This is a genomic window from Polaromonas sp., from assembly GCF_029945925.1.
GTDB lineage: Bacteria > Pseudomonadota > Gammaproteobacteria > Burkholderiales > Burkholderiaceae_C > Polaromonas.
The window spans coordinates 195357-219874 of record NZ_JAQSDN010000036.1 but is presented as its reverse complement, the minus strand read 5'-3'; the positions used below and the strand labels follow the sequence as shown (position 1 = coordinate 219874).

General features: G+C 63.7%; 22 protein-coding genes. 18 read left to right on the top strand and 4 right to left on the bottom strand.

What is annotated here, in order from left to right; all coding sequences use genetic code 11:
* Positions 1 to 44: 44 nt before the first annotated feature.
* The 17 genes from PSV40_RS11135 (at position 45) to PSV40_RS11055 (ending at position 16231) form a co-directional block, all read left to right on the top strand.
* On the top strand, positions 45 to 404 hold the full coding sequence (locus tag PSV40_RS11135; protein WP_300537433.1) for an NADH-quinone oxidoreductase subunit A: 360 nt from the start codon (positions 45 to 47) through the stop codon (positions 402 to 404).
* Positions 405 to 453: 49 nt separating this feature from the next.
* Positions 454 to 933 carry an NADH-quinone oxidoreductase subunit B family protein gene (locus PSV40_RS11130; protein WP_096665943.1) on the top strand — a complete coding sequence of 160 codons (480 nt, stop codon included), beginning with the start codon at positions 454 to 456 and terminating at the stop codon, positions 931 to 933.
* Positions 933 to 1544 (top strand): NADH-quinone oxidoreductase subunit C, encoded by a 612-nt coding sequence (locus PSV40_RS11125; protein WP_300537414.1) that lies wholly within the window; start codon positions 933 to 935, stop codon positions 1542 to 1544. The genes PSV40_RS11130 and PSV40_RS11125 overlap by 1 nt, the downstream gene beginning before the upstream one ends.
* A gap of 23 nt (positions 1545 to 1567) precedes the next feature.
* Entirely contained in the window at positions 1568 to 2821 is a 1254-nt protein-coding gene (locus PSV40_RS11120; protein WP_300537412.1) for an NADH-quinone oxidoreductase subunit D, read from the top strand.
* 6 nt (positions 2822 to 2827) lie between these two features.
* Positions 2828 to 3349, top strand: coding sequence for an NADH-quinone oxidoreductase subunit NuoE (gene nuoE / locus PSV40_RS11115; protein WP_300537410.1), 522 nt, complete (start codon positions 2828 to 2830; stop codon positions 3347 to 3349).
* 2 nt (positions 3350 to 3351) lie between these two features.
* Positions 3352 to 4704, top strand: coding sequence for an NADH-quinone oxidoreductase subunit NuoF (nuoF, locus tag PSV40_RS11110; protein WP_300537408.1), 1353 nt, complete (start codon positions 3352 to 3354; stop codon positions 4702 to 4704).
* Positions 4705 to 4731: 27 nt separating this feature from the next.
* Positions 4732 to 6873 (top strand): NADH-quinone oxidoreductase subunit NuoG, encoded by a 2142-nt coding sequence (gene nuoG / locus PSV40_RS11105; protein WP_300537406.1) that lies wholly within the window; start codon positions 4732 to 4734, stop codon positions 6871 to 6873.
* A complete protein-coding gene (gene nuoH / locus PSV40_RS11100) occupies positions 6870 to 7943 on the top strand; it encodes an NADH-quinone oxidoreductase subunit NuoH (protein WP_300537404.1) in 1074 nt (357 codons plus the stop codon). The genes nuoG and nuoH overlap by 4 nt, the downstream gene beginning before the upstream one ends.
* 133 nt (positions 7944 to 8076) lie before the next feature.
* Complete coding sequence (gene nuoI / locus PSV40_RS11095) at positions 8077 to 8574, top strand: NADH-quinone oxidoreductase subunit NuoI (protein ID WP_300537402.1); 498 nt, start codon at positions 8077 to 8079, stop codon at positions 8572 to 8574.
* 41 nt (positions 8575 to 8615) lie between these two features.
* Complete coding sequence (locus PSV40_RS11090; protein WP_300537400.1) at positions 8616 to 9260, top strand: NADH-quinone oxidoreductase subunit J; 645 nt, start codon at positions 8616 to 8618, stop codon at positions 9258 to 9260.
* On the top strand, positions 9257 to 9565 hold the full coding sequence (gene nuoK, locus PSV40_RS11085; RefSeq protein WP_096665916.1) for an NADH-quinone oxidoreductase subunit NuoK: 309 nt from the start codon (positions 9257 to 9259) through the stop codon (positions 9563 to 9565). Before PSV40_RS11090 ends, nuoK begins: the two co-directional genes overlap by 4 nt.
* 144 nt (positions 9566 to 9709) lie before the next feature.
* Positions 9710 to 11755, top strand: coding sequence for an NADH-quinone oxidoreductase subunit L (gene nuoL / locus PSV40_RS11080; RefSeq protein WP_300537397.1), 2046 nt, complete (start codon positions 9710 to 9712; stop codon positions 11753 to 11755).
* Positions 11756 to 11776: 21 nt separating this feature from the next.
* A complete protein-coding gene (locus PSV40_RS11075; protein ID WP_300537395.1) occupies positions 11777 to 13252 on the top strand; it encodes an NADH-quinone oxidoreductase subunit M in 1476 nt (491 codons plus the stop codon).
* Positions 13253 to 13274: 22 nt separating this feature from the next.
* Complete coding sequence (gene nuoN / locus PSV40_RS11070) at positions 13275 to 14777, top strand: NADH-quinone oxidoreductase subunit NuoN (RefSeq protein WP_300537393.1); 1503 nt, start codon at positions 13275 to 13277, stop codon at positions 14775 to 14777.
* Positions 14774 to 15073, top strand: coding sequence for a DUF2818 family protein (locus PSV40_RS11065; protein WP_300537391.1), 300 nt, complete (start codon positions 14774 to 14776; stop codon positions 15071 to 15073). Before nuoN ends, PSV40_RS11065 begins: the two co-directional genes overlap by 4 nt.
* 26 nt (positions 15074 to 15099) lie before the next feature.
* Complete coding sequence (locus PSV40_RS11060; RefSeq protein ID WP_300537389.1) at positions 15100 to 15720, top strand: NUDIX hydrolase; 621 nt, start codon at positions 15100 to 15102, stop codon at positions 15718 to 15720.
* Positions 15721 to 15730: 10 nt separating this feature from the next.
* Positions 15731 to 16231 carry a DUF1178 family protein gene (locus PSV40_RS11055; RefSeq protein ID WP_300537387.1) on the top strand — a complete coding sequence of 167 codons (501 nt, stop codon included), beginning with the start codon at positions 15731 to 15733 and terminating at the stop codon, positions 16229 to 16231.
* 127 nt (positions 16232 to 16358) lie between these two features.
* Here the strand turns inward: PSV40_RS11055 and PSV40_RS11050 are convergent, their stop codons facing one another.
* Positions 16359 to 17690: a Glu/Leu/Phe/Val dehydrogenase gene (locus tag PSV40_RS11050; protein ID WP_300537385.1), complete on the bottom strand. Its 1332-nt coding sequence runs from the start codon at positions 17688 to 17690 to the stop codon at positions 16359 to 16361.
* Positions 17691 to 17864: 174 nt separating this feature from the next.
* Positions 17865 to 19649: an ABC transporter transmembrane domain-containing protein gene (locus PSV40_RS11045; protein ID WP_300537383.1), complete on the bottom strand. Its 1785-nt coding sequence runs from the start codon at positions 19647 to 19649 to the stop codon at positions 17865 to 17867.
* A gap of 195 nt (positions 19650 to 19844) precedes the next feature.
* Here PSV40_RS11045 and PSV40_RS11040 point away from each other — a divergent pair, with 195 nt between their 5' ends.
* Positions 19845 to 20594, top strand: a complete 750-nt coding sequence (locus PSV40_RS11040) for an SDR family oxidoreductase (RefSeq protein ID WP_300537381.1) — start codon at positions 19845 to 19847, stop codon at positions 20592 to 20594.
* A gap of 141 nt (positions 20595 to 20735) precedes the next feature.
* Here the strand turns inward: PSV40_RS11040 and PSV40_RS11035 are convergent, their stop codons facing one another.
* Positions 20736 to 21581 (bottom strand): YhjD/YihY/BrkB family envelope integrity protein, encoded by an 846-nt coding sequence (locus tag PSV40_RS11035; RefSeq protein WP_300537379.1) that lies wholly within the window; start codon positions 21579 to 21581, stop codon positions 20736 to 20738.
* 143 nt (positions 21582 to 21724) lie between these two features.
* The gene (locus PSV40_RS11030) at positions 21725 to 24406 is read right to left on the bottom strand and encodes an autotransporter domain-containing protein (protein ID WP_300537377.1); all 2682 of its coding nucleotides are present in this window, start codon (positions 24404 to 24406) and stop codon (positions 21725 to 21727) included.
* Positions 24407 to 24518 lie beyond the last annotated feature (112 nt).

Genomic DNA, 24518 nt, shown 5'->3' with positions numbered 1-24518 from the left:
AAACTGGCACCCAGCACAAGCGGCTTGCAGAAGTTGAATCGACGATGAACCTCGACCAATACCTCCCCGTCCTGTTGTTTATCCTGGTGGGCGTGGCTGTCGGCGTGGTGCCCCAGGTGCTGGGCCGTCTGCTCGGTCCGAACAAGCCGGACAGCGAAAAAAATTCCCCCTATGAGTGCGGCTTCGAGGCGTTTGAAGATGCCCGCATGAAGTTCGATGTGCGTTATTACCTCGTCGCCATCCTGTTCATTCTTTTCGACCTCGAAATCGCTTTCCTGTTTCCATGGGCCGTGGCGCTCAAGGAAATCGGTCCGGTGGGTTTCTGGTCCATGATGATTTTCCTCGGCATTCTGGTCGTTGGCTTTGTCTACGAGTGGAAAAAAGGCGCCTTGGACTGGGAATAGCTCACCAAGACTCAGCGGTTGCACGCGCAGCCGCCACAAAGGGACGGGTATGTCACTAGAAGGTGTTTTCAATGAAGGCTTCATGACCACGAGTTACGACTCGGTGGTCAACTGGGCCAAGACCGGGTCGCTCTGGCCCATGACCTTCGGCCTGGCCTGCTGCGCCGTCGAGATGATGCACGCCGGCGCCGCGCGTTACGACATCGACCGCTTCGGCATGTTGTTCCGTCCCAGCCCGCGCCAGTCCGATCTGATGATTGTGGCCGGCACGCTGTGCAACAAGATGGGCCCGGCATTGCGCAAGGTGTATGACCAGATGTCCGAGCCGCGCTGGGTGCTGTCCATGGGGTCCTGCGCCAACGGTGGCGGCTATTACCACTACAGTTATTCGGTTGTTCGCGGCTGTGACCGCATTGTGCCGGTCGATGTTTACGTGCCGGGCTGCCCGCCGACGGCCGAAGCGCTGCTGTACGGCATCATCCAGCTGCAGCAGAAAATCCGCCGCACCAACACCATTGCGAGGGCTTGATGGGTCCTCTGCATCCTGCTACTGCTGAACAACTCGCGGACATTGTTGCTGCCGCCCTCGGTGCAAAAGCCAGACGCGTGAGCGTTGCGCTGGGTGAACTGACGGTCGTCGTGGCTGCGCCCGATTACCTCGCAGCCGCCTTGATCCTGCGCGACACCCCGGGCTGCCAGTTTGAACAACTGATCGACCTGTGCGGCATCGACTACTCCGAATACGCCGATGGCCGTTACGATGGCCGTCGTTTCTGTGTGGCGTCACACCTGCTGTCGGTCAGCCTGAACCAGCGCGTGCGGCTCAAGGTCTTCTGCGATGACGACGATTTTCCGGTCGTGGCCTCGCTCACCGAGGTGTGGAATTCGGCCAACTGGTTCGAGCGCGAGGCGTTCGACCTGTTCGGCATTATCTTTGAAGGCCACAACGACCTGCGCCGCATCCTGACCGACTACGGCTTCATCGGCCATCCTTTCCGCAAGGACTTCCCGACCACGGGCCATGTCGAGATGCGTTACGACCCCGAGCAGAAACGCGTGATCTACCAGCCGGTGACGATCGAGCCGCGTGAAACCACCCCGCGCGTGATCCGTGAAGACAACTACGGCGGTCTGCAGTAAGCAGCGAGGCAAGAGATATCCCCATGGCTGAAATCAAAAATTACACGCTCAATTTCGGGCCGCAGCACCCTGCAGCCCACGGTGTGCTGCGCCTCGTTCTCGAACTCGACGGCGAGGTGATCCAGCGCGCCGACCCGCACATCGGCCTGCTGCACCGCGCCACCGAAAAACTCGCCGAGAGCAAGACCTACATCCAGTCGCTGCCCTACATGGACCGCCTCGACTACGTGTCGATGATGTCCAACGAGCATGCCTACTGCCTGGCCATTGAAAAGCTCCTCGGCGTGGACGTGCCGGTGCGCGCGCAATACATCCGCGTGATGTTCTCCGAGATCACGCGCCTGCTCAACCACCTGCTCTGGCTGGGTGCGCACGGTTTCGACTGCGGCGCGATGAACATCCTGATTTACTGCTTCCGCGAACGCGAGGCGCTGTTCGACATGTACGAGGCCGTCTCGGGTGCGCGCATGCATGCAGCCTATTTCCGGCCGGGCGGCGTTTACCGCGACCTGCCCGAGACCATGTCGCAGTACAAGGTCAGCAAGATCAAGAACGCCAAGGCAATCGAGGCGCTCAACGAAAACCGCCAGGGTTCGCTGCTGGACTTCATCGACGACTTCGCCAACAAGTTTCCGGGTTATGTGGATGAGTACGAAACCCTGCTGACCGACAACCGCATCTGGAAACAGCGCACGGTCGGCATCGGCGTCGTGTCGCCCGAGCGCGCGCTGAACCTGGGCTTCACCGGCCCGATGCTCAGGGGCTCCGGTTTTGCCTGGGACCTGCGCAAGCAGCAGCCTTACGACGTGTACGCCCAGATGGACTTCGACATCCCCGTAGGCAAGACCGGCGACTGTTACGACCGCTACCTGGTCCGCATCGAGGAGATGCGCCAGTCCAACCGCATCATCAAGCAGTGTGTGGACTGGCTGCGCGTGAACCCCGGCCCGGTGATCACCAGCAACCACAAGGTGGCTGCCCCCGACCGCGAATCCATGAAGTCCAACATGGAAGAGCTGATCCACCATTTCAAGCTCTTCACCGAAGGCTTCCACGTGCCTGAAGGCGAGGCCTACGCCGCCGTGGAACACCCCAAGGGTGAGTTCGGCATCTACATCGTCAGCGACGGGGCCAACAAGCCGTATCGCCTGAAGATCCGGCCGCCCGGCTTTCCGCATCTGGCGGCCATGGACGAAATGGCCCGTGGCCACATGATTGCCGATGCGGTCGCCGTCATCGGCACGATGGACATTGTGTTTGGCGAAATTGACCGCTGAAAATCTATGACTTCTGAATCCAACCAAGCGCGCACGTCTGCGCTGTCAGTGCAGACCCTGGACCGTTTTTCCCGCGAGGTCGCCAAGTACCCGGCCGACCAGAAGCAGTCGGCCGTCATGGCCTGTCTGGCCATCGTGCAGGAAGAGCAGGGTTACGTGAGCGCCGAGAGCGAGAAGCTGGTTGCCGCCTACCTCGGCATGGCGCCGATTGCCGTGCACGAGGTCACGACTTTCTACAACATGTACAACCAGCAGCCGGTGGGCAAGTACAAGATCAACGTCTGTACCAACCTGCCGTGCCAGCTGCGCGAGGGCACCAGGGCGCTGGCCTACCTCGAGCACAAGCTGGGCGTGACCATGGGCGGCACGACGGAAGACGGCCTGTTCACCCTGCAGCAGTCCGAGTGCCTGGGCGCCTGCGCCGACTCGCCGGTCATGCTGGTCAACGACCTGCACATGTGCAGCTTCATGAGCAACGACAAGCTCGACCAGCTGATCGATGGCCTTAAATCTGCCGAGGCAAAGTAACCATGTCTGCTTCCAGCATCCTTTCCCAGTTTGAGGCCACCGGCGTCCAGACCTCGTTCCATGGCCGCCATATCGACCCCCAGATCATGGCGGGCCTCGATGGCGCCAACTGGCGCCTGAAAGACTACGAGGCGCGCGGTGGTTACCAGGCCCTGCGCAAGATCCTGGGCAAGGACGGCGGCGAAGGCCTGACGCAAGACCAGGTGATCGCCGAGGTCAAGGGCAGCGGCCTGCGCGGCCGTGGCGGCGCGGGTTTCCCGACCGGCCTGAAATGGAGTTTCATGCCGCGCCAGTTTCCGGGCCAGAAATACCTGGTCTGCAACTCGGACGAAGGCGAGCCGGGCACGGCCAAAGACCGCGACATCATGCAGTACAACCCGCACATCGTCATCGAAGGCATGGCGATTGCCGCCTACGCGATGGGCATCAATGTGGGCTACAACTACATCCACGGCGAAATCTTCACCACTTACAAGCGGTTTGAAGAGGCGCTGGAAGAGGCGCGTGCCGCCGGCCTGCTCGGCGACAACATCCTGGGCAGCAGCTACAGCTTCCAGCTGCATGCGGCCCATGGTTTTGGCGCCTACATCTGCGGCGAGGAAACCGCCTTGCTCGAATCGCTGGAGGGCAAAAAAGGCCAGCCGCGTTTCAAGCCGCCGTTTCCCGCCAGCTTCGGCCTGTACGGCAAACCGACCACCATCAACAACACGGAAACCTTCGCGGCCGTGCCCTGGATCATCCGCAACGGTGGCCAGGCCTACCTGGACTGCGGCAAGCCCAACAACGGCGGCACCAAGATTTTCACCATCAGCGGCGACGTCGAGCGTCCGGGCAACTACGAAATCCCGATGGGCACGCCGTTTGCCAAGCTGCTGGAACTCGCGGGCGGCATGCGCGGCGGGCGCAAGCTCAAGGCCGTGATTCCCGGTGGTTCGTCGATGCCGGTGCTGCCGGCCGACATAATGATGGCCACCGACATGGACTACGACTCGATCGCCAAGGCCGGCTCCATGCTCGGCTCCGGCGCGGTGATCGTGATGGACGAAACCCGCTGCATGGTCAAGAGCCTGTTGCGCCTGTCGTACTTCTACATGCACGAGAGCTGCGGCCAGTGCACGCCTTGCCGTGAAGGCACCGGCTGGCTTTGGCGCATGGTGGACCGCATCGAGCACGGGCACGGCCGCGAGAGCGACCTGGACATGCTCAATTCGATCTCCGACAACATCCAGGGCCGCACCATCTGCGCGCTCGGCGACGCTGCGGCCATGCCGGTGCGGGCCATGATCAAGCATTTCCGCGCCGAGTTCGAACACCACATCACCCACAAGACCTGTCTGGTCCCGGTTTACGCATAACAGCGCCTCCCTCAAAGCAAAATCACCATGGTTGAAATCCAGCTCGACGGTCAGAAAGTGGAAGTGCTCGAAGGCAGCACGGTGATGCATGCGGCCGAAAAGGCCGGTACCTACATTCCCCATTTCTGCTACCACAAGAAACTCAGCATCGCGGCCAACTGCCGCATGTGCCTGGTCGATGTGGAAAAGGCGCCCAAGCCGATGCCGGCCTGCGCCACACCGGTGACGCAGGGCATGATCGTGCACACCAAGAGCGACAAAGCCATCAAGGCCCAGAAGGGCGTGATGGAGTTTCTGCTGATCAACCACCCGCTCGACTGCCCGATCTGCGACCAGGGCGGCGAGTGCCAGTTGCAGGACCTGGCGGTCGGCTACGGCAGCAGCGGTTCGCGTTACGAAGAAGAAAAGCGCGTGGTGTTCCACAAGGACGTGGGCCCGCTGATCTCGATGGAAGAGATGAGCCGCTGCATCCACTGCACGCGCTGCGTGCGTTTTGGCCAGGAAGTTGCCGGCGTGATGGAGCTGGGCATGTCGCACCGCGGTGAACACGCCGAGATCGAGACCTTTGTCGGCATGTCGGTGGACTCCGAGCTGTCGGGCAACATGATCGACATCTGCCCGGTGGGTGCGCTGACCAGCAAACCTTTCCGCTACAGCGCCCGCACCTGGGAGCTTTCGCGCCGCAAGTCGGTCAGCCCGCACGACTCGACCGGTGCCAACCTGATTGTCCAGGTCAAGAACAACCGGGTCATGCGTGTCGTGCCGCTCGAAAACGAAGACGTCAACGAATGCTGGCTTGCCGACCGCGACCGTTTCTCGTACGAAGCCCTGAACAGCGACGAGCGCCTGACCACCCCCATGCTCAAGCAGGGTGGGCAGTGGAAGGCCGTGGACTGGCAGACCGCGCTCGAATATGTCGCCAACGGACTCAAGCAGATCAAGGCCGATCACGGTGCCGACAGCGTGGGCACGCTGGCCAGCCCGCACAGCACGCTCGAAGAGCTGTTCCTGGCGGCCTCGCTGATGCGCGGCCTGGGCAGTGACAACATCGACTACCGTCTGCGCAACGCTGAATTTGCCCCGTCGCCCGCCGTGCGCTGGCTGGGCACCCCGATCGCGTCGCTGTCGAATCTGCAGCGTGTGCTGGTCGTGGGCTCCAACCTGCGCAAGGACCACCCGCTGTTTGCCCAGCGAATCCGGCAGTCCGTCCGCAAGGGTTGTGCGCTGAGTGCTATCACTTCCGTAGCGGAACTGGCCTCGGCCGATGCCTGGGCCATCCCGGTGGCCAACGCTGTCCTGGCCGAGCCGGGTGCCTGGGCGCAGGCGCTGGCCGATGTGGCCGCGGCGATTGCGGCGGACAAGGGTATGGCGGCGCCCGCCGCCGGCCAGGCCACGGAGGCCGCCAAAGCAGTGGCCAAGTCCCTGCAGGGCGGCGAACGCAAGGCCATCCTGCTGGGTAACGCCGCCGCGCACCATGCCAACGCCGCCAGCCTCCTGGCCCTGGCCAACTGGATTGCCGAGCAGACCGGCGCCAGCGTCGGTTACCTCACGGAAGCGGCCAACACCGTCGGCGCCCAGCTGGCGGGTGCGTTCCCGGCGGGCAATGGTCTGGACGCCGGCCAAATGCTGGCGGGCAAGCTCAAGGCCGTCATTCTGCTCAACAACGAGCCCGAGTTCGATTCGGCGGCCGGAGCATCGGCCAAGTCCGCACTCAACAGCGCGCACATGGTGGTGACGCTGAGCCCCTTCAAGGCGAACATGGATTTCAGTGACGTGCTGCTGCCGATTGCACCGTTCACCGAAACGCCCGGCACCTTTGTCAACGCCGAAGGCCGCGTGCAGAGCTTTCATGCCGTGGTCAAGCCACTCGGTGAAACACGCCCCGCCTGGAAGGTGCTGCGCGTGCTGGCCAACCTGCTCGGCCTGCCGGGCTTTGATTTCGAGTCCGCGCAGGATGTGCTGCGGCAGATTCCCGATGCCGACGGCGCGATGGTGCCGGCGCAGCGACTTGGCAATGCAACGCAGGCGGCGGTCCAGTTGACGGCGGCCGGCGCGGCGCCTGTCGTGGCCGGCATTTACCAGCTCGACAGCCTGGTCCGGCGCGCCACCTCGCTGCAGCTCACGGCCGATGCGCGGCAGGCCGCGCACGTAGAAGGAGCCACAGCATGATTGACGCCATTTTCGGCTTCGGCCAGGGTTTGATGGGGGGCATCTGGCCCGGCACGGTCTGGCCGGTGCTCTGGGCCCTGATCAAGATTGTCGTGGTGCTGCTGCCACTGATGGGCTGTGTGGCCTACCTCACGCTGTGGGAGCGCAAGGCGATCGGTTTTACCCAGATCCGCCTGGGCCCGAACCGCGTCGGCCCCTTCGGCCTGTTGCAGCCGATTGCAGACGCGCTCAAGCTGCTGACCAAGGAAATCATCATTCCGACGGCGGCCAGCAAGGGCCTGTTTGTGCTCGGCCCCATCATGACCATCATGCCGGCGCTGGCGGCCTGGGCGGTCGTGCCTTTCGGGCCCGATGTGGCGCTGGCCAACATCAACGCCGGCCTGCTGTTCCTGATGGCCATCACCTCGCTCGAGGTGTACGGCGTCATCATCGCCGGCTGGGCGTCGAATTCCAAATACGCTTTCCTGGGCGCCATGCGGGCGTCGGCGCAGATGGTCAGCTACGAAATCGCCATGGGTTTTTGCCTGGTGGTGGTGCTGATGGTGTCGGCCAGCCTGAACATGACCGACATCGTGATGGGCCAGTCCATTGGCATGGCGGCCGACAAGGGCCTGAACTTCCTGTCCTGGAACTGGCTGCCGCTGCTGCCGATTTTTGTGGTGTTTTTCATTGCCGGCCTGGCCGAAACCAACCGCCACCCGTTTGACGTGGTCGAGGGCGAGTCCGAAATCGTGGCCGGCCACATGGTCGAGTACTCGGGCATGGCCTTCGCCATGTTCTTCCTGGCCGAATACGCCAACATGATTCTCGTGTCCATCCTGACCGTGATCCTGTTCCTGGGCGGCTGGTTGCCACCCTTTGAGTTCCTGTCCTTCATTCCGGGCTGGATCTGGCTGGGCCTGAAGACCTTTGTGGTCGTCACCCTGTTCCTGTGGGTGCGCGCCACCTTCCCGCGCTTCCGTTATGACCAGATCATGCGTCTGGGCTGGAAGATCTTCATTCCTGTGACCCTGGTCTGGCTGGTGGTCATCGGGGCCTGGATGCAGACCCCGTACAGCCTCTGGAAATGATTATGAGCCCCCACGTTCGCTCACTTCGTGTAGCTCTCTGCCCCCCGAGGGGGCGCGTTTTTCCTAGGGGCGGCCCGTCGGAAAAACCTGGCCCATACGTTCGCTCACTTCATGTAGCTCTCAGGAAATCATCATGAGTGCAGTTGCCTCCGTCAAAGACTTCGTATCCAGCTTCATGCTCGCCGAGCTGTTCAAGGGCATGGCCCTGACCGGCAAGTACATGTTCAAGCGCAAGATCACGGTCCAGTTCCCGGAAGAAAAGACGCCGCTGAGCCCGCGTTTTCGCGGCCTGCATGCGCTGCGCCGTTACGAAAACGGCGAGGAGCGCTGCATTGCCTGCAAGCTGTGCGAGGCCGTCTGCCCGGCGATGGCCATCACGATCGAATCGGACGTGCGCGAAGACGGCAGCCGCCGCACCTCGCGTTACGACATCGACCTGACCAAGTGCATCTTCTGCGGCTTCTGCGAGGAAAGCTGCCCGGTGGACTCGATCGTCGAGACCCACATCTTCGAATACCACGGCGAAAAACGCGGTGACCTTTATTTCACCAAGGACATGCTGCTGGCGGTCGGTGACCGTTACGAAAAAGAAATCGCTGCCAACCGCGCCGCGGATGCCAAGTACCGCTGACACCGCCTCCAGGTCGTTGGCTCAAGAAAGACTCGCAGAACATGGACGCTAAAACAGGTCTCTTTTATCTCTTTGCCCTGGTGCTGCTGTTTGCCGCATTCCGGGTGATCACGGCGCGCAATCCCGTGCATGCCGCCCTGTACCTGGTGCTGGCCTTTTTCCAGGCGTCGGCCCTGTGGATTTTGCTCAGGGCCGAATTCCTGGCCATCACGCTGGTGCTGGTGTATGTCGGCGCCGTGATGGTGCTTTTCCTCTTTGTCGTGATGATGCTGGACATCAACATGGAAGGGGTGCGCAAGGGTTTCTGGAAGCACTTTCCGCTGGCTGCCAGCGTGGGCGCGCTGATTGCACTTGAAATGTCTGCCGTACTGATGGGTGGTTTCCGCCTGAGTGAGGCGCCCAAGCAGGCCGTGGTGGCAGGGCAGGCCGCCGCGCAGTATTCGAACACCAAAGAGATCGGCAAGGTGCTGTATTCCGAGTACCTGTACCCGCTTGAAATCGCGGCGGTGATTCTGCTGGTGGCCATCATTGCCGCCATTGCGCTGACCTTGCGCGCGCGCAAGGATTCCAAAAACACCAACCCGGCCGACCAGATCCGCGTCAAGCGCGGCGATCGCGTCAGCCTGGTCAAGATCAAGGCCACGCAGGCGGCCCCTGTGGTTGCCGCACCGGAGGAAAAGGCATGATGCTCACGCTGGGACACTTCCTGACACTGGGCGCGATGCTGTTCGCGCTGTCGGTGATCGGTATTTTCCTGAACCGGAAAAACCTGATCATCATCCTGATGGCAATCGAGCTCATGCTGCTGGCCGTCAACATGAACTTCGTGGCTTTCTCGTACTACCTCAATGACCTGGCCGGTCAGGTGTTCGTGTTTTTCATCCTGACCGTCGCGGCCGCCGAATCGGCCATCGGCCTGGCTATCCTCGTTCTGCTGTTCCGCAACAAGGCCAGCATCAACGTGGACGAACTCAACACGCTCAAGGGATGAAGATGACGCTCCCCCCCGAAGCGGCCTTTGGCCGCCTCCCCCTCCAAGGGGCGCCGCTGACGGCCCGGCAAAGCCGGTTCCGTGGCGGCCTTAGCATGGCTCCCTTGTTTGCCTGCGCAACTGGCTTGGCGGAAGAAATCTGATATGGCATCCACCCTCAACGCTTCAACCCTGCTGGCTGTTCCCCTGGCGCCCCTTGCGGGCGCCTTGCTGGCCGGCATTTTCGGCACCACCTTCGGCGGCAACTGGATAGGCCGCCGCCTGTCGCACACGCTGACCATCGTCGGCGTGCTGGTGGCCTTCATCATCTCGGCCATGACGCTCAAGAGTGTGGCGATCGACGGTGCGCGTTTCAATGAAACGCTTTACACCTGGATGGTTGTTGGTGGCCTGAAGATGGAAATCGGCTTCCTCGTGGACGGCCTGACCGCCATGATGATGTGTGTCGTGACCTTTGTCTCACTGATGGTGCACATCTACACCATCGGCTACATGGAAGAAGACGAAGGCTACAACCGCTTTTTTGCCTACATCTCACTGTTCACCTTCTCCATGCTGATGCTGGTGATGAGCAACAACCTGCTGCAACTGTTCTTCGGCTGGGAGGCCGTGGGCCTGGTGTCCTACCTCCTGATCGGTTTCTGGTTCAACAAGCCGACCGCCATCTTCGCCAACATGAAGGCCTTCCTGGTCAACCGGGTCGGCGATTTCGGTTTCATCCTTGGCATCGGCCTGCTGGCGGCCTATGCCGGCACGCTCAACTACACCGAGGTGTTCGCCAAGTCGGGTGACATCGCCCAGCTTGGATTCCCCGGCACCGACTGGATGCTGATCACCGTGATCTGCATCTGCCTGTTCATCGGCGCCATGGGCAAGTCGGCCCAGTTTCCGCTGCATGTCTGGCTGCCAGACTCCATGGAAGGCCCGACGCCCATTTCCGCGCTGATCCACGCCGCCACCATGGTCACGGCCGGCATCTTCATGGTGGCCCGCATGTCGCCGCTGTTCGAACTGAGTGACACCGCGCTGAGCTTCATCATGGTGATCGGCGCCATCACGGCCCTGTTCATGGGGTTCCTGGGCATCATCCAGAACGACATCAAACGCGTCGTGGCCTATTCCACCCTGTCGCAGCTCGGCTACATGACGGTGGCGCTGGGCGCCTCGGCCTACTCGGTCGCCGTCTTCCACCTGATGACCCACGCCTTCTTCAAGGCGCTGCTGTTCCTGGCGGCTGGTTCCGTCATCATGGGTGTGCACCACAACCAGGACATTCGCTGGATGGGCGGGCTGCGCAAGTACATGCCCATCACCTGGATCACCGCACTGCTCGGTTCGCTGGCGCTGATCGGCACGCCGCTGTTTGCCGGTTTCTATTCGAAGGACAGCATCATCGAAGCGGTGCATTTCAGCAACCTGCCGGGCGCCGGCTTTGCGTACTTCGCGGTGCTCGCCGGTGTGTTCGTGACGGCCTTTTATTCCTTCCGCATGTATTTCCTGGTGTTCCACGGCAAAGAGCGTTTTGACCAGAACCCCGATGCGCACCACGACGACCACCATGGCCATGATGCGCACCATGGAGCCCATGTGCCGCACGAGTCGCCCTGGGTGGTGACCGCGCCGCTGGTCCTTCTGGCCATTCCCTCGGTGGTGATCGGCTTCATGAGCATTGACGCCATGCTGTTCGGCGACTTCCTGAAAGACGCCATCATCGTCAACGCGGCCAAACACCCGGCCATGGCCGAACTGGCGAAAATGTTCCACGGCCCGGCGCAGATGGCCCTGCATGGCCTCATGACGGCACCGTTCTGGCTGGCACTTGCCGGCGTGGCTTCGGCTTATTACATGTACATGATCAACCCGGCCCTGCCGGCGGCCATCAAGCGCCGCGTCGAGCCCCTCTACACGCTGCTCGAGAACAAGTACTACATGGACTGGTTCAATGAGAACGTTCTCGCACGCGGTGCGCGCGGCCTCGGCATCGGCCTGTGGAAGGGCGGCGACGAGAAGCTGATCGACGGCGCGCTGGTCAACGGCTCCTGGAAGCTGGTCGGCTGGGTGTCGGGTGTGGTGCGCAAGGTGCAGACCGGCTACATCTACCACTACGCGCTGGCCATGATCGTCGGTATTTTCATCCTGGTCAGCTATTTTTCGACCTGGCCGATGATCAAAGAACTGCTCAGCAAATAAGCGACAAGGAGAAGAATAAAAATGGGATTGTTGAGCCTTGCCATCTGGACGCCGATCTTTTTCGGCGTCATCCTGCTGGCCCTCGGACGTGACGACCAGGCGCGCAGCGTGCGCTGGATCGCGTTGATCGGTGCCATCGTCAGTTTCCTTGTGACCCTTCCTCTTTACGGCGGTTTTGAAACCGGCACGTCGGCCATGCAGTTTGTCGAGAAGGCCTCGTGGATAGATCGTTTCAATGTCAATTACCACCTCGGCGTGGACGGCATCTCGCTGTGGTTTGTGCTGCTGACGGCCTTCATCAACGTGGTGGTCATCATTGCGAGCTGGGAGTCGATCACCAGCCGCGTCAACCAGTACATGGCCGCCTTCCTGATCCTCAGCGGCCTGATGATAGGTGTGTTCGCGGCGCTCGACGGCATGCTGTTTTACGTGTTCTTCGAAGCCACGCTGATCCCGATGTACCTGATCATCGGTGTCTGGGGTGGGCCGAGAAAGATCTACGCGGCCTTCAAGTTCTTCCTGTACACGCTGCTCGGCTCGCTGCTGATGCTGATCGCGCTGATCTTCCTGTACGTCAAGTCGGGCGGCAGTTTTGACCTGGCCGTCTGGTACAAGCTGCCTCTGGGCGCTACCGCGCAGACCTTGCTGTTCTTCGCCTTCCTGGCGGCGTTTGCGGTGAAGGTGCCGATGTGGCCGGTCCACACCTGGCTGCCCGATGTGCACGTCGAGGCGCCCACCGGCGGCTCGGCCGTGCTGGCAGCCATCATGCTCAAGCTCGGCGCCTATGGTTTTCTGCGGTTTTCGCTCCCGATCGCTCCGGACGCCTCACGCGAATGGGCCGGGCTCATGATTGCCCTGTCGCTGATTGCCGTGATTTACGTCGGCCTGGTGGCCATGGTCCAGCGGGACATGAAGAAGCTGGTGGCGTATTCGTCGGTGGCGCACATGGGTTTTGTCACCCTGGGTTTTTTCATCTTCAACGACATCGGTGTGTCCGGTGGCATTGTGCAGATGATTGCGCACGGCTTTGTCTCCGCCGCCATGTTCCTGTGTATTGGCGTGTTGTACGACCGGGTGCATTCGCGTGAAATCGCCAGTTACGGCGGTGTGGTCAATACCATGCCCCGGTTCACGGCTTTTGCGCTGCTGTTTGCAATGGCCAACGCCGGCTTGCCCGGCACGGCCGGTTTTGTCGGCGAGTGGATGGTCATCCTCGGTGCGGTCAGATTCAATTTCTGGACCGGTGCGGCGGCCGCTTCAGCGCTGATTTTCGGTGCGGCCTACACCCTGTGGATGTTCAAGCGCGTCTACCTCGGACCGGTCGCCAACGACGATGTCAAGGGCCTGGCCGACATCAACAGCCGCGAATTCCTGATGCTGGCCCTGCTGGCCATTGCCGTGTTGTTCATGGGTATCTATCCCAAGCCCTTCACCGATGTGATGGACAGCTCGGTCATCGACCTGCTCAAACACGTCGCGGCTTCCAAACTGCAATAAGCAACCATTTCAAAGAATTCAGATGATTGACAAACTCAGTTGGCTATCGGTCTACCCGGAAATCGTGCTCCTGGTCATGGCCTGCGTGATCGCGCTGGTCGACCTCGGCGTGAAAAGCCCGCAGCGCACCCTGACCTATGTGCTGACCCTGCTGACGCTGGCTGCCGTGGCTGCCCTGGAGGCCGTGTACGCCGTCAAGGGCAACACGTTTTACGGCTTCGGCAACATGGTCGTGAGCGACCCCATGGGCAACTGGCTCAAGTGTTTCGCCTCGATCGCGATGATGGTCACCCTGGTGTACGGGCGTGGGTATGCGGCAGACCGCGACATGCTGCGCGGCGGCGAGCTGTTCACGCTGGGCATGTTTGCGCTGCTCGGCATCTTCGTGATGATCTCCGGCAACAACTTCCTGGTGCTCTACATGGGCCTGGAACTGATGACGCTTTCCAGCTATGCCCTGGTGGCGCTGCGCCGTGACAACGCAACGGCCACCGAAGCCGCGATGAAATACTTTGTGCTCAGCGCCATGGCCTCGGGTTTCCTGCTTTACGGCCTGTCCATGATGTACGGCGCCACCGGCTCGCTGGATGTCAATGAGGTGTACCGGGCCATTGCCAGCCGCCAGGTGAACCACCAGGTGCTGGTGTTCGGCCTGGTGTTCATCGTGGCCGGCCTGGCCTTCAAGCTGGGTGCCGTGCCGTTTCACATGTGGCTGCCCGACGTTTACCAGGGCGCACCCACGGCGATCACGCTGCTGATCGGTGCGGCGCCGCAGTTTGCCGCCTTTGCCATCTGCATCCGCCTGCTGGTGCAGGGCCTGCTGCCGCTGGCCATCGACTGGCAGCAGATGCTGGCGCTGATGGCCATCGGTTCGCTGCTGGTGGGCAATCTGGCGGCGGTGGCGCAGACCAACCTCAAGCGCATGCTGGCGTTCTCCACCATCTCTCAAATGGGTTTCCTGCTGCTGGCGCTGTTGGCTGCTGTGGTTCCCGGCAGGCCGCTCAATGCCGAGTACGCCTATGGCGCGGCCATGTTCTACGTCATCACCTATGTGCTGACCACACTCGCAGTGTTCGGCATCATCCTGCTGCTGGCGCGTGCCGGCCACGAGTCCGAGGAAATCACCGACCTGGCCGGCCTGAACCAGCGCAGCCCCTTGTTTGCCGGCGTCATGGCCATCAGCATGTTCTCGCTGGCCGGTGTGCCGCCTGTGGTTGGCTTCTATGCCAAGCTCGGTGTGTTGCAGGCCCTGGTGTCCTCGCAGCAGACCAGCTACATCGTGCTGGCGGTTTTTGCGGTGTTGATGTCGCTGGTCGGTGCTTTCTATTACCTGCGTGTGGTCAAGGTGATGTATTTTGATGCGCCCAACGTCGGCATGCCCACGGCCATCGTGGCCCCGGCCGATGCCCGCGTGGTGCTGTCGATCAACGGCGCGCTGGTGCTGCTGCTGGGTGTCATGCCCGGCGGCCTGATGACGCTATGCCAGCAGGCGATTGCCAGCGTTGTGAAGTCCCTCGGCGCATGAACCAGACTGTCTCGATATGGTTGGTGGTGGCGCTGGCCCTGCTGGCGGCCAACCTGCCTTTCATCAGCAACCGCGTGCTGCTGGTTTTTCGGCTGCAGAACCCCAAGAATCTGGCGGTGCGTCTTGCCGAGATGGTGTTCTGGTACTTCGTGGTGGGCGGTATCGCCTTGCTGCTGGAGCAGCGCGCCGGCCAGATCGCGCCGCAGGGGTGGGAGTTCTACGCGATCACGGCCACGCTGTTCATCACCTTTGCCTTTCCGGGTTTTGTGTTTCGTTACCTGTTCAAACATCGTTGAGCGCGGCGTCCGCCCGGTCCTCCGACATGCCTGAGCATCCCGCAGAGCCCCTTGGTCCGGCCGACAGCCATCTGATCGAGCACAAGGTCGGCAGCCAGGAGCTGTTGCGCGGCCATTTCCTCCATGCTTTCCGCGACACGGTCCGCCTGCCGGACGGGCGTGAAGCCTCGCGCGAATATGTGCGCCATCCGGGCGCGGTCATGATCATTGCCCAGCTCGGCGACGGCCGCCTGGTGCTGGAGCGGCAATACCGCTACCCGGTGCAGGCCGTGATGCTGGAGTTTCCCGCCGGCAAGCTCGATGCCGGCGAGGAACCGCTGGCCTGTGCGCAGCGCGAGTTGCTCGAGGAAACCGGTTACAGCGCGGCTTCCTGGGCCCGCGCCGGTGTCATGCACCCGGTGATTTCCTACTCGACCGAGTTCATGGACATCTGGTTTGCCCGGGACCTGACCCTCGGGGAGCGCAAGCTCGACGCGGGCGAGTTTCTCGACGTGTTCACGGCCACCCCGGCCGAACTGCTGCAGTGGTGCCGCGATGGCCGTGTCACCGACGGCAAGACGCTGACCGGTGCGCTGTGGCTGCAGAACGTCCTGTCGGGCGCATGGTCGCTGGACTGGCAGACCGGCGCTTCCCGCACCGGGGCCTGATAATCGGCCCATGAAAGTCCTCAACCTCCAGTGTTCGCACCAGCACGCCTTTGAAGGCTGGTTTGCGTCGGAAGATGATTTTCAAAGCCAGCTGGGGCGCGGCCTGGTGACTTGCCCGCTGTGCGCCGACCCGACCGTGCGGAAAATGCCCAGCGCCCCCCGGCTCAATCTGGGCGGCGCGGGCGGGGAGCCGGCAGCGGCTTCACCCTCGCGCGAATTGTCCGTGCCGGCTACCGCGCCGGCCGGTAACCCGGTGCATGAGGTGATGGCTGGCGCCGGCAGCCCGGCCGTGCAGGCCGAGTTCCTGAAGGCCTTGCGCCACGTGATGGCCAACACCGAGGACGTGGGGGAACGGTTCGCCGACGAGGCGCGTGCGATGCATTACGGCGACGCCGAGCAGCGCAGCATCCGCGGCCAGGCCAGCCGGGCCGAAGCGGTCGAGTTGCTGGAGGAGGGCATTGAGGTGATGCCGCTGCCGCTACCGGCCGCAGTCAAGGAAACGCTTCAGTAAGCAGCCACGAGCTCCGGGTCGCAGTCAAGCAGGGGCCGCGGGACTGGTTTTGCCAGACCGCAGGCGCAGCGGCCCCCTCGGGGGGCAGGGAGCTACACGCAGTGAGCGACCGTGGGGCTCACATGCTTCAGGGGTACAAACCGCGCAGCTCGCGCGTGTGCAAAATGCGTTTGCAGGCCACGATAAACGTTGCAGTGCGCAGGCTGACCTTGTGGTCCTGCGCCACCTGCCAGACGCCGGCAAAGGCTTCTTTCATGATGCGCACCAGGCGGGCGTTGATTTCGGCTTCGTCCCAGAAGAAGCTGGAGAAATCCTGCACCCATTCAAAATAGCTGACGGTCACGCCGCCGGCGTTGGCAATCACATCGGGCAGCACCAGCACGTTGCGTTCCTGCAGGATGTCGTCGGCCTCGGGGGTAGTCGGTCCGTTGGCGCCTTCGATGATCATGCGTGCCTTGATGCGCCCGGCGTTGTCCCGGGTGATCTGCTGCTCCAGCGCGGCGGGGATCAGAATCTCGCAGTCAACTTCCCAGAATTTGTCGTCGTCGATTTTTTCGGCCTGCGCAAAGCCGGCCACACTGCCGGTTTCCGCCACGTGTTTGAGCAGCGAGGGCACATCGAGCCCGGCCTCGCGGTAAATCGTGCCGCCGTGGTCCTGCACGGCGACAATGCGTGCGCCGGCTTCGGCAAACAGCTTGCCGGCCACGCCGCCCACATTGCCGAAACCCTGCACCGCCACGCGGGCGGTCGCGATGTCCAGATCGATGTGTCTGGCCGCTTCGGCGCCTACCGTGAACACGCCGCGGCCGGTGGCTTCGCGCCGGCCCAGCGAGCCGCCCAGGTCCACCGGTTTGCCGGTGACCACCCCGGTGGCCGTCGAGCCGGTGTTCATCGAGTAGGTGTCCATCATCCACGCCATGATCTGCTCATTGGTGTTGACGTCGGGCGCGGGAATGTCCTTGTTCGGGCCGATGATGATGCCGATCTCGCTCGTGTAGCGGCGCGTCATGCGCTCGAGCTCGCCGCGCGAGAGTTTCTTCGGGTCCACGCGGATGCCGCCCTTGGCGCCGCCGTAAGGCACGTTGACCGCGGCGTTCTTGATCGACATCCAGGCCGACAGCGCCATCACTTCCGACAGCGTCACGTCCTGGTGAAAACGCACGCCGCCCTTGCCCGGGCCGCGCGAGACGTTGTGCTGCACGCGGTAACCTTCAAAGTGCGCCACCGTGCCGTCGTCCATGTGGATGGGCACGTCGACAATCAGGATGCGCTTGGGCCGTTTGAGTGTCTCGGCCCAGCGCGCCAGGCTGCCCAGGTGCGGAATCACGCGGTCGACCTGCTGCAGGTAATTGCCCCAGGGGCCGAGCTTGTCGGCCTGCAGGTAGGAGGGCAGGGGGTGCAAAAGCGCGGGGGCGCCGACGGTGGTGGCGGTGGTGGCGGGGCTGGAAGCTTGCGACATCAATAAACTCCTGGTGGAAGATCAATGCGCAGAGCTTAGGCTCGCCGTGTCCAGCTGTCCAAGGCCGGGTTTATGGGTTGTTATGCATAAAACACATAACAACGATTTTGAATTTAAAAGTCACGGTTCCGCAACATGGTCCGTCTGCGTCATGCGCCAGGGAAGCGCATGGCCTCAGGCGTTGAACTGCAGCGCAGCCAGCCGCGCATAAATGCCGCCGCGGCTCACCAGCTCGGCATGGGTGCCTTGCTCCACCAGGCGGCCGTGGTCCAGCACCAGGATGCGGTCGGCCTTCTGCACGGTGGCCAGACGGTGCGCCACCACCAGCGTGGTGCGGCCCTGCATGGCCGACTCCAGCGCCGCCTGCACCATGCGTTCGCTTTCGGCATCGAGGGCGCTGGTGGCTTCGTCGAGCAGCAGCAGCGGCGGGTTCTTGAGCATGGCGCGTGCAATCGCAATACGCTGGCGCTGCCCGCCCGACAGGCGCACGCCGCGCTCGCCCAGAAAGGTGTCATAAGCTTCCGGCAGCGCCATGATGAACTCGTGCGCAAAAGCCGCCTGCGCCGCGGTCCGGACTTCGTCGTCGCTCGCGCCGGGCTTGCCGTAGCGGATGTTTTCCAGCGCGCTGGTCGAGAAAATCACCGCGTCCTGCGGCACGATGCCGATGCGCTGGCGCAGGTCGTGCAGCGCCAGGTCGCGGGTGGCCACACCATCGAGCTCGATGCGGCCCGTGGCCGGGTCGTAGAAACGCAGCAGCAGCTGGAACACCGTGCTTTTGCCGGCGCCGCTGGGCCCCACGATGGCCACGGTTTCGCCGGGCGCCACGCTCAGGGAGAAGTCGCTCAGCGCCGCCTGCGCCGGGCGCGACGGGTAGTGGAAAGTCACTGCTTCGAATTTGATAGCGCTTCCCGCCCGTACCACGGGGGCTGGCACCGGATTTGATGGTGATGTCACGGGGGAGCGGGTTTCCAGCAGTTCCATCAGCCGTTCGGTAGCGCCGGCGGCGCGCAGCAGGTCGCCATACACCTCGCCCAGCACCGCGGTGGCGCTGGCCAGGATGATCACGTACACCACCGTCTGGCCCAGGTGGCCGGCGGTGATGTCGCCGCGCATCACCGCCTGCGTGCCCTGGTACAGGCCCCACAGCAGCGCCGCCGAGGTGGCGATGATGATGAAGGCCACCAGCACCGAGCGCGCCCGGGTCCGGCGGATCGCCGTGTTGAAGGCATTGGTGGTCGATTCGTCGAAACGGGCGGCCTCGCGTGCCTCGGCGGTGTAGCTTTGCACCACGGGGATGGCATTGAGCACCTCGGCCGCAATCGCGCTGGAGTCGGCCACCCGGTCCTGGCTGGCGCGCGAGAGCTTGCGCACGCGTCGGCCGAACCACGCTGACGGCACGACGATCAGCACCAGCCCGCCCAGCACCTGCACCATCAGGTAGGGGTTGGTCACCACCAGCATGCCCAGCGCACCGATTCCCATCACGGCGTTGCGCAGGCCCATGCTCAGCGACGAGCCCACCACCGTCTGCACCAGCGTCGTGTCGCCGGTCAGGCGCGAGAGCACCTCGCCGGTCTGCGTGGTTTCAAAAAACTCGGGGCTTTGCCGCACCACGTGTGAATACACCGCGTTGCGCAGGTCGGCCGTCACGCGCTCGCCAAGCCAGCTGACCATGTAAAAGCGACCAGCTGAAAACAGGCCCAGCGCTGCCGCCACCGCAAACAGCTCGAAGAAGTGGGTGCGCAGCGCCATCAGCTGCGCGCCCCTGTCACCCGCACCCAGGCCGCCGTCGATCAGGCCGCGCAGCGCCAGCGGAAACACCAGCGTGGCCACCGCCGCCATCACCAGAAAGAAGATGGCCAGTCCGATGCGGCCGCGGTACGGGCGCAGGAAGGGCACAAGGCCGGAGAGGGAACGCGGCGAACCCTTGGGTGCGTCGGAGGGAGAGGAAGTAGCCATGACGGGAGTTTAGTCGGCACGGCCGGGCCGGCTCAGGCGAGAAAGCCGGATGGCCTTTGCACGGCTTGTCATAGATCAAGCACGCTACCGGGGGGCAGCCCACAATGGATGTTGCAGTTTCACCGGGCGTTGCGCCCGGGTTGTCAGGCTGCAGGGTGGCGGCACCGGGCCGCGCAACACATAAAGGATAAACACATGCTGAAAAACAAGGTAGCACTGGTCACCGGCGCGTCGTCAGGCATTGGTCGCGCCATTGCGCTGGTCTGGGCGCGCGAGGGCGCCCGGGTGGTGGTGTCGGATATCAACGAACAGGCCGGCGAGGAAACGGCCTCGCTGGTGCGTGCCCTGGGCGGCGACGCCATGTTTGTGGCGGCCGACGTTGGCAAGCCCCAGGACGGCGAGGCGCTGGTGGCGCGCACCCTGGCGCTGCACGGCCGGCTCGACATCGCCTGCAACAACGCCGGCATAGGCGGCCCGCAGGCCCCCACGGCTGATTACCCGCTGGACGGCTGGGCGCAGGTCATCAACATCAACCTGTCGGGCGTGTTCTACGGCATGAAGTACCAGATTGCCGCCATGCTCAAAAGCGGCGGTGGCTCCATCATCAACGTCGCCTCCATCCTCGGCAACGTCGGTTTTGCCGGCGCCCCGGCGTACACCGCCGCCAAACACGGCGTGGTCGGGCTGACGAAAGCGGCCGCGCTCGAATACAGCGCACACGGCGTGCGTGTCAACGCCGTCGGACCGGGCTTCATCCACACCCCCATGATCAGCGGCCTGGAAGAAGACCCCGCCATCAACGCCATGCTGGTCGGCGCCCATCCGATAGGCCGCCTGGGCCGCGCCGAAGAAGTGGCCGAACTGGTGGCCTGGCTGTCCTCGGACAAGGCTTCGTTTGTGACCGGGTCCTATTACCCGGTTGACGGTGGTTACCTGGCGCGCTGAAGCTGGCGGCTCGTTGCTATTTATTTGATAGCTGCTCACGCTTTCCGGGAAAGGGCTGGAGGCCTGAAAGGCTTGCAAACCCGGCGTGACATCGTGTTGACCCTGCGCAAGACGTGACCAGCCACGCGGCAAGGGGGCCGGCTACGCCCGTGATAGCCGCCGTGCCGGTCGCGCGCCGCCACCCGGCAGGTTGGCGCTGACCAGTGCCGCGGCCAGCGTGACGAGCCACGAGTAATACACCCACACCAGGAAGGCCAGCAAAGGCGCGAAGGCGCCGTAGATCGTGCGGTATGTGGGCACATTGGCGAGGTAAATCGCGAAGCCGTGCTTGCCCATCTCGAACGCGATGCCGGCGAGCAGGCCGCCCGCGATCGCATCGCGCCACCGCACCACGGTGTGCGGCACGAAGCGGAACAGACAGGCGAAGCCGGCGACGCTCAACACCACCGGCCCCAGGTTCAGGGCATGCGGCACCCAGGCGGGGCGCGTTCCCACCAGTCCGCTGGAGGCCGCCAGAAGGTAAGAAGCGGCCCACAGGCTCGCGCCTATGATCACCGGGCCGGTGAGCAGCATGGCAAGATACAGGGCCAGCCGGCGCAGCACCGTGCGCGGTTTCTTCACGCGCCATATCCGGTTGAGCGTGTTCTCCACGCTCAGTAGCAGCGTGAGGGCCGACACCAGCAGGACCGCGAAGCCCACCTGCGTGAGGCCGCTGGCGTTGCCCGCGAACTGCGCCAGGTGTTTCAGCACCGTCCTGGCGATGTCGGCCGGCAACAGGCCGCGCAGCAGGTGCTCGCGAATCGCTTCCCCGGCCGCGCGCAGGGCCGGGGTCCGCGCAAACAGGGCAAAGCTCACCGCCAGCAGCGGCACCATGGACACCGCCATCGTGAAGGTCAGGCCGCCCGCCGCCTGGGCGAGGCGTTCCTCCCGGCCGCGCCGGAGGATGCGGGTGATCAGGTTGCCCTGGTTTCGGCTTGCAGTGGTCATGGCAGCAATATAGCCACGTCCTTGCAGTTTCTGGCCCGGCGTCGGGGAAATGTGGAAGCTGGCTCGCTCAAACGCGGCATCCGCACGACAAAGTCCAGCCGGCCACCCGCAGCGCGCAAGCAGCGCTTAGGCGATGCAGCAGGCTAGAACTCCAGCCGCACCCCGGCGTTGACACTGCCTTGCACCGACCCGCGACGTGCCTCGCCCGACACGCGCAGATAGGCATACGCCTGGTGGGCAAGCCGGGTCGTACCCTCGAAGCCGGCCTGTACAAAGCCGGAGCCGGCACACGGTGTGTGGATGGTGGTAGGCAGGCCGGCCAGCGAGGCGTCGAGCACGGGGTTGATCAGTTTCGGGGAATCGGCGCCGACCGCGACATTGAAGCGGTAAGTGTTCTGGTCTTTCACGGGGTCCATGGTGCGGGAGGCGACGGTCAGTCCGATCACCGCGCGCAATCCCTGTCCGTCAAAGCTGCTGACGCCCAGTGCAGCCGCAGAGGGGCCTTCGTTCAACGAGGACTGGTGCACCTGTTGCCAGCTGAGGCGGGCATAAGGTGTGAAGCGGGTGCCCTCTGCCTCCATGGGTCGGCTCACGCCCGCGCTGAGCAGGGCGTCCCTGCCGCGCACCTTGGCGCCCAGACCCGCGGTGAAACCCGTCGGGTCCGTTCGTGTGGGGTCTGCGGCGTGCAGGCCCACGCTGCCCATGGCGTCGATTTCCCAAGCGCCGGCGGGCAGCCGGGCGTACGCGAAAAGGGCGCCTTGCTGCACGGTGCCTTGTCCCTGAGCGGCGCTGACCTCGGTGGCTGACAGCGCCATTCCGCCACCTGCCGTGATGCCGTGCGCGGCGTGGGTGTCGGCGCCAAGCACCAGTTGGTACAGGCTGGTGCTCAAGCCGCTGGCCTGGCCGTCGCCGGGGCGGCGACCGCGCTGGTAGGCGATCTCGCCCCAGGCCGCGCCTTGCGCGGTTGCTGCATTGTTGGTGCTGCCGGCAGCGTGGTCAAAGAGGGTGCCCGCGGTCTGGACGCTGCCCACGCTGGCGAGCAGCACGCCACGCTGTCCGTTTGCCAGCCGGGGGGCACTGTCCGTGGCGGCTGGGCCCGCGTCCGCCAGGCGCGACATGACCGCCTGTTGCAGACGCAGCGTGGTCTGGGGAACGGTGGCCAGCGTTGCGCCATAGACCTCGCCGGCCAGCGCACGCGTGAAGGAAGGCAGGCTCGCGGCGCTCTGGCCCGACGCGGCATACAGCAACTGATCCTGCAGGCCGGTGGCCGAGCCGCCCTGGTTGACCCGCACGATGCTGTCCAGCGCGCCGGCCACGGAGCGGGCGTTGCCGTTCTGGGCGCCCAGGGTGGTGGTGTACGAGGTGGGGATCACCGCCAGGTCCAGGCTCTTGCTGCCGGCGACGTTGTAGAACTGCACGAACTGGGTGCCGGCAGCCAGTTCTGCCGGCTGCGTCAGGGTGCTGAAGCGGCCGGAGATGCCGCCGTCGGCCGTCACCAAGCGGAACCGGTCGCCAAGCACCGGCGTGTAGGGCGTGCTGCCGTAACCTGATTCGCCGGGGGTGAAGAGTCCCGAAAGACGCGGCCTCAGGGTGGCGTTGGGCTGGATCACGAACTGCCCGCCCGCGATGTTCATGAACGAGTAGTAGCCGGCCGCGCCCACCGGGCTGGCCGCACTGGCTTGCACGGTGCCTGCAATGTCCTGCTGGTAGGTGCTGCCGGCGTTCATCGTGGTCGTGGCGTTCACCGTCAGGTAACCCGGCGAGTTGCCGGGTTTCAGCGTGCCTGCCACGGTGAGTGGTCCGCGGATGGTGCCGGTGCCCATCAGGGTGCCGGCAGCGGCCACAAAAACCGCCCCTGTGCCCAGCGGCGAACTGCCGCCGACAGTCAGCGTGCCCGAGCTCACAGTGGTGCCGCCCGAGTAGCTGTTGTTGCCCGTCAGCACCAGCGCCCCCGCGCCATTGACGCTCAGCCCGCCCACGCCGGACACGGGACCGGGGAGCTGGGCCGAGCCGTTGCCGGGGCTGGTGAAGGTGCCGCCTGACGCATTCAGCGTAAACGCCTGGCTGGTGTTGGCGCCGGCCAGCAAGGTCAGTGTTCCGCCGTCAAAAACCGGGTTGGCCGAGCCGCCCACATTCGCCAGGGTGTAGCTGTTGCCCGAAGTCATGTTGGCGCTGCCCGCAGAAAAAATGAGGTCCCAGAGCGTGGTGCTTCCCGACGCCAGGCTCAATACCCAGTTCAGTCCGCCGAAGCTTCCGGAGGTTGCGCCTGTGAGGTTGCTGGCTGTCAGCCCGCTCAACACCCCGGTGTAGGACCCGAGGGCCACGGTCGAGGTGCTGTAGATGCCGAAACCCATGCTGCCGGTGACGCCGTCCTTGTTGGCCAGTTTTCCGTAGGTGCCGGGGCTGTTGATGATGATGTTGTAGTTCGTGGGCAGCTCACCCGTGTAGGTGACCGCGCCATTGGCATGGCCCGCGCCCTGCAGGTTGTTGAAGGTCTGCAGCAGGCCGCCTGAGTTGTTGGTAACGCCCGAAAAGGGGCCAACAATGGCACCGGTGTTGGTCAGGACGCCGATCTTGCCGGTGACGCCATTGATGACGATGCCGCGCCTGACATTCGATGAAATCCGTCCGGTGTTGACCAGGCTGTTGAGGGTGCCGTTGACGATGACGCCAATTTGCTGGCCCGTGGAAATCGTGCCGTTGTTGGTCAGGTTGGACGCCGTGGCCGACGCCAGCACCGAGATGGGGTCACCGTTTCTTCCGCTGCCCGCGTCGTTGGAAACCGTCACACCGGCATTGACTGTCAGGTTCGCGCCGGTGTCCATTCCCAGCGGTTTGACCCCGCCGTTGGAGCAACTGGTGCTAATGGTCAGTGTCGACGTTACCGTTGCCCCGCCATTGCACAGGGCCCAGGCTTGGCCCCAGGGCAACACGGAA

What these genes read in the sequence shown, in the direction of transcription:
- PSV40_RS11135 (WP_300537433.1), top strand. Translation starts at nt 45, where the DNA reads ATGAACCTCGACCAATACCTCCCCGTCCTGTTGTTTATCCTGGTGGGC.
- PSV40_RS11130 (WP_096665943.1), top strand. Translation starts at nt 454, where the DNA reads ATGTCACTAGAAGGTGTTTTCAATGAAGGCTTCATGACCACGAGTTAC.
- PSV40_RS11125 (WP_300537414.1), top strand. Translation starts at nt 933, where the DNA reads ATGGGTCCTCTGCATCCTGCTACTGCTGAACAACTCGCGGACATTGTT.
- PSV40_RS11120 (WP_300537412.1), top strand. Translation starts at nt 1,568, where the DNA reads ATGGCTGAAATCAAAAATTACACGCTCAATTTCGGGCCGCAGCACCCT.
- nuoE (WP_300537410.1), top strand. Translation starts at nt 2,828, where the DNA reads ATGACTTCTGAATCCAACCAAGCGCGCACGTCTGCGCTGTCAGTGCAG.
- nuoF (WP_300537408.1), top strand. Translation starts at nt 3,352, where the DNA reads ATGTCTGCTTCCAGCATCCTTTCCCAGTTTGAGGCCACCGGCGTCCAG.
- nuoG (WP_300537406.1), top strand. Translation starts at nt 4,732, where the DNA reads ATGGTTGAAATCCAGCTCGACGGTCAGAAAGTGGAAGTGCTCGAAGGC.
- nuoH (WP_300537404.1), top strand. Translation starts at nt 6,870, where the DNA reads ATGATTGACGCCATTTTCGGCTTCGGCCAGGGTTTGATGGGGGGCATC.
- nuoI (WP_300537402.1), top strand. Translation starts at nt 8,077, where the DNA reads ATGAGTGCAGTTGCCTCCGTCAAAGACTTCGTATCCAGCTTCATGCTC.
- PSV40_RS11090 (WP_300537400.1), top strand. Translation starts at nt 8,616, where the DNA reads ATGGACGCTAAAACAGGTCTCTTTTATCTCTTTGCCCTGGTGCTGCTG.
- nuoK (WP_096665916.1), top strand. Translation starts at nt 9,257, where the DNA reads ATGATGCTCACGCTGGGACACTTCCTGACACTGGGCGCGATGCTGTTC.
- nuoL (WP_300537397.1), top strand. Translation starts at nt 9,710, where the DNA reads ATGGCATCCACCCTCAACGCTTCAACCCTGCTGGCTGTTCCCCTGGCG.
- PSV40_RS11075 (WP_300537395.1), top strand. Translation starts at nt 11,777, where the DNA reads ATGGGATTGTTGAGCCTTGCCATCTGGACGCCGATCTTTTTCGGCGTC.
- nuoN (WP_300537393.1), top strand. Translation starts at nt 13,275, where the DNA reads ATGATTGACAAACTCAGTTGGCTATCGGTCTACCCGGAAATCGTGCTC.
- PSV40_RS11065 (WP_300537391.1), top strand. Translation starts at nt 14,774, where the DNA reads ATGAACCAGACTGTCTCGATATGGTTGGTGGTGGCGCTGGCCCTGCTG.
- PSV40_RS11060 (WP_300537389.1), top strand. Translation starts at nt 15,100, where the DNA reads ATGCCTGAGCATCCCGCAGAGCCCCTTGGTCCGGCCGACAGCCATCTG.
- PSV40_RS11055 (WP_300537387.1), top strand. Translation starts at nt 15,731, where the DNA reads ATGAAAGTCCTCAACCTCCAGTGTTCGCACCAGCACGCCTTTGAAGGC.
- PSV40_RS11050 (WP_300537385.1), bottom strand. Translation starts at nt 17,690, where the DNA reads ATGTCGCAAGCTTCCAGCCCCGCCACCACCGCCACCACCGTCGGCGCC.
- PSV40_RS11045 (WP_300537383.1), bottom strand. Translation starts at nt 19,649, where the DNA reads ATGGCTACTTCCTCTCCCTCCGACGCACCCAAGGGTTCGCCGCGTTCC.
- PSV40_RS11040 (WP_300537381.1), top strand. Translation starts at nt 19,845, where the DNA reads ATGCTGAAAAACAAGGTAGCACTGGTCACCGGCGCGTCGTCAGGCATT.
- PSV40_RS11035 (WP_300537379.1), bottom strand. Translation starts at nt 21,581, where the DNA reads ATGACCACTGCAAGCCGAAACCAGGGCAACCTGATCACCCGCATCCTC.
- PSV40_RS11030 (WP_300537377.1), bottom strand. Translation starts at nt 24,406, where the DNA reads ATGGACACCGGCGCGAACCTGACAGTCAATGCCGGTGTGACGGTTTCC.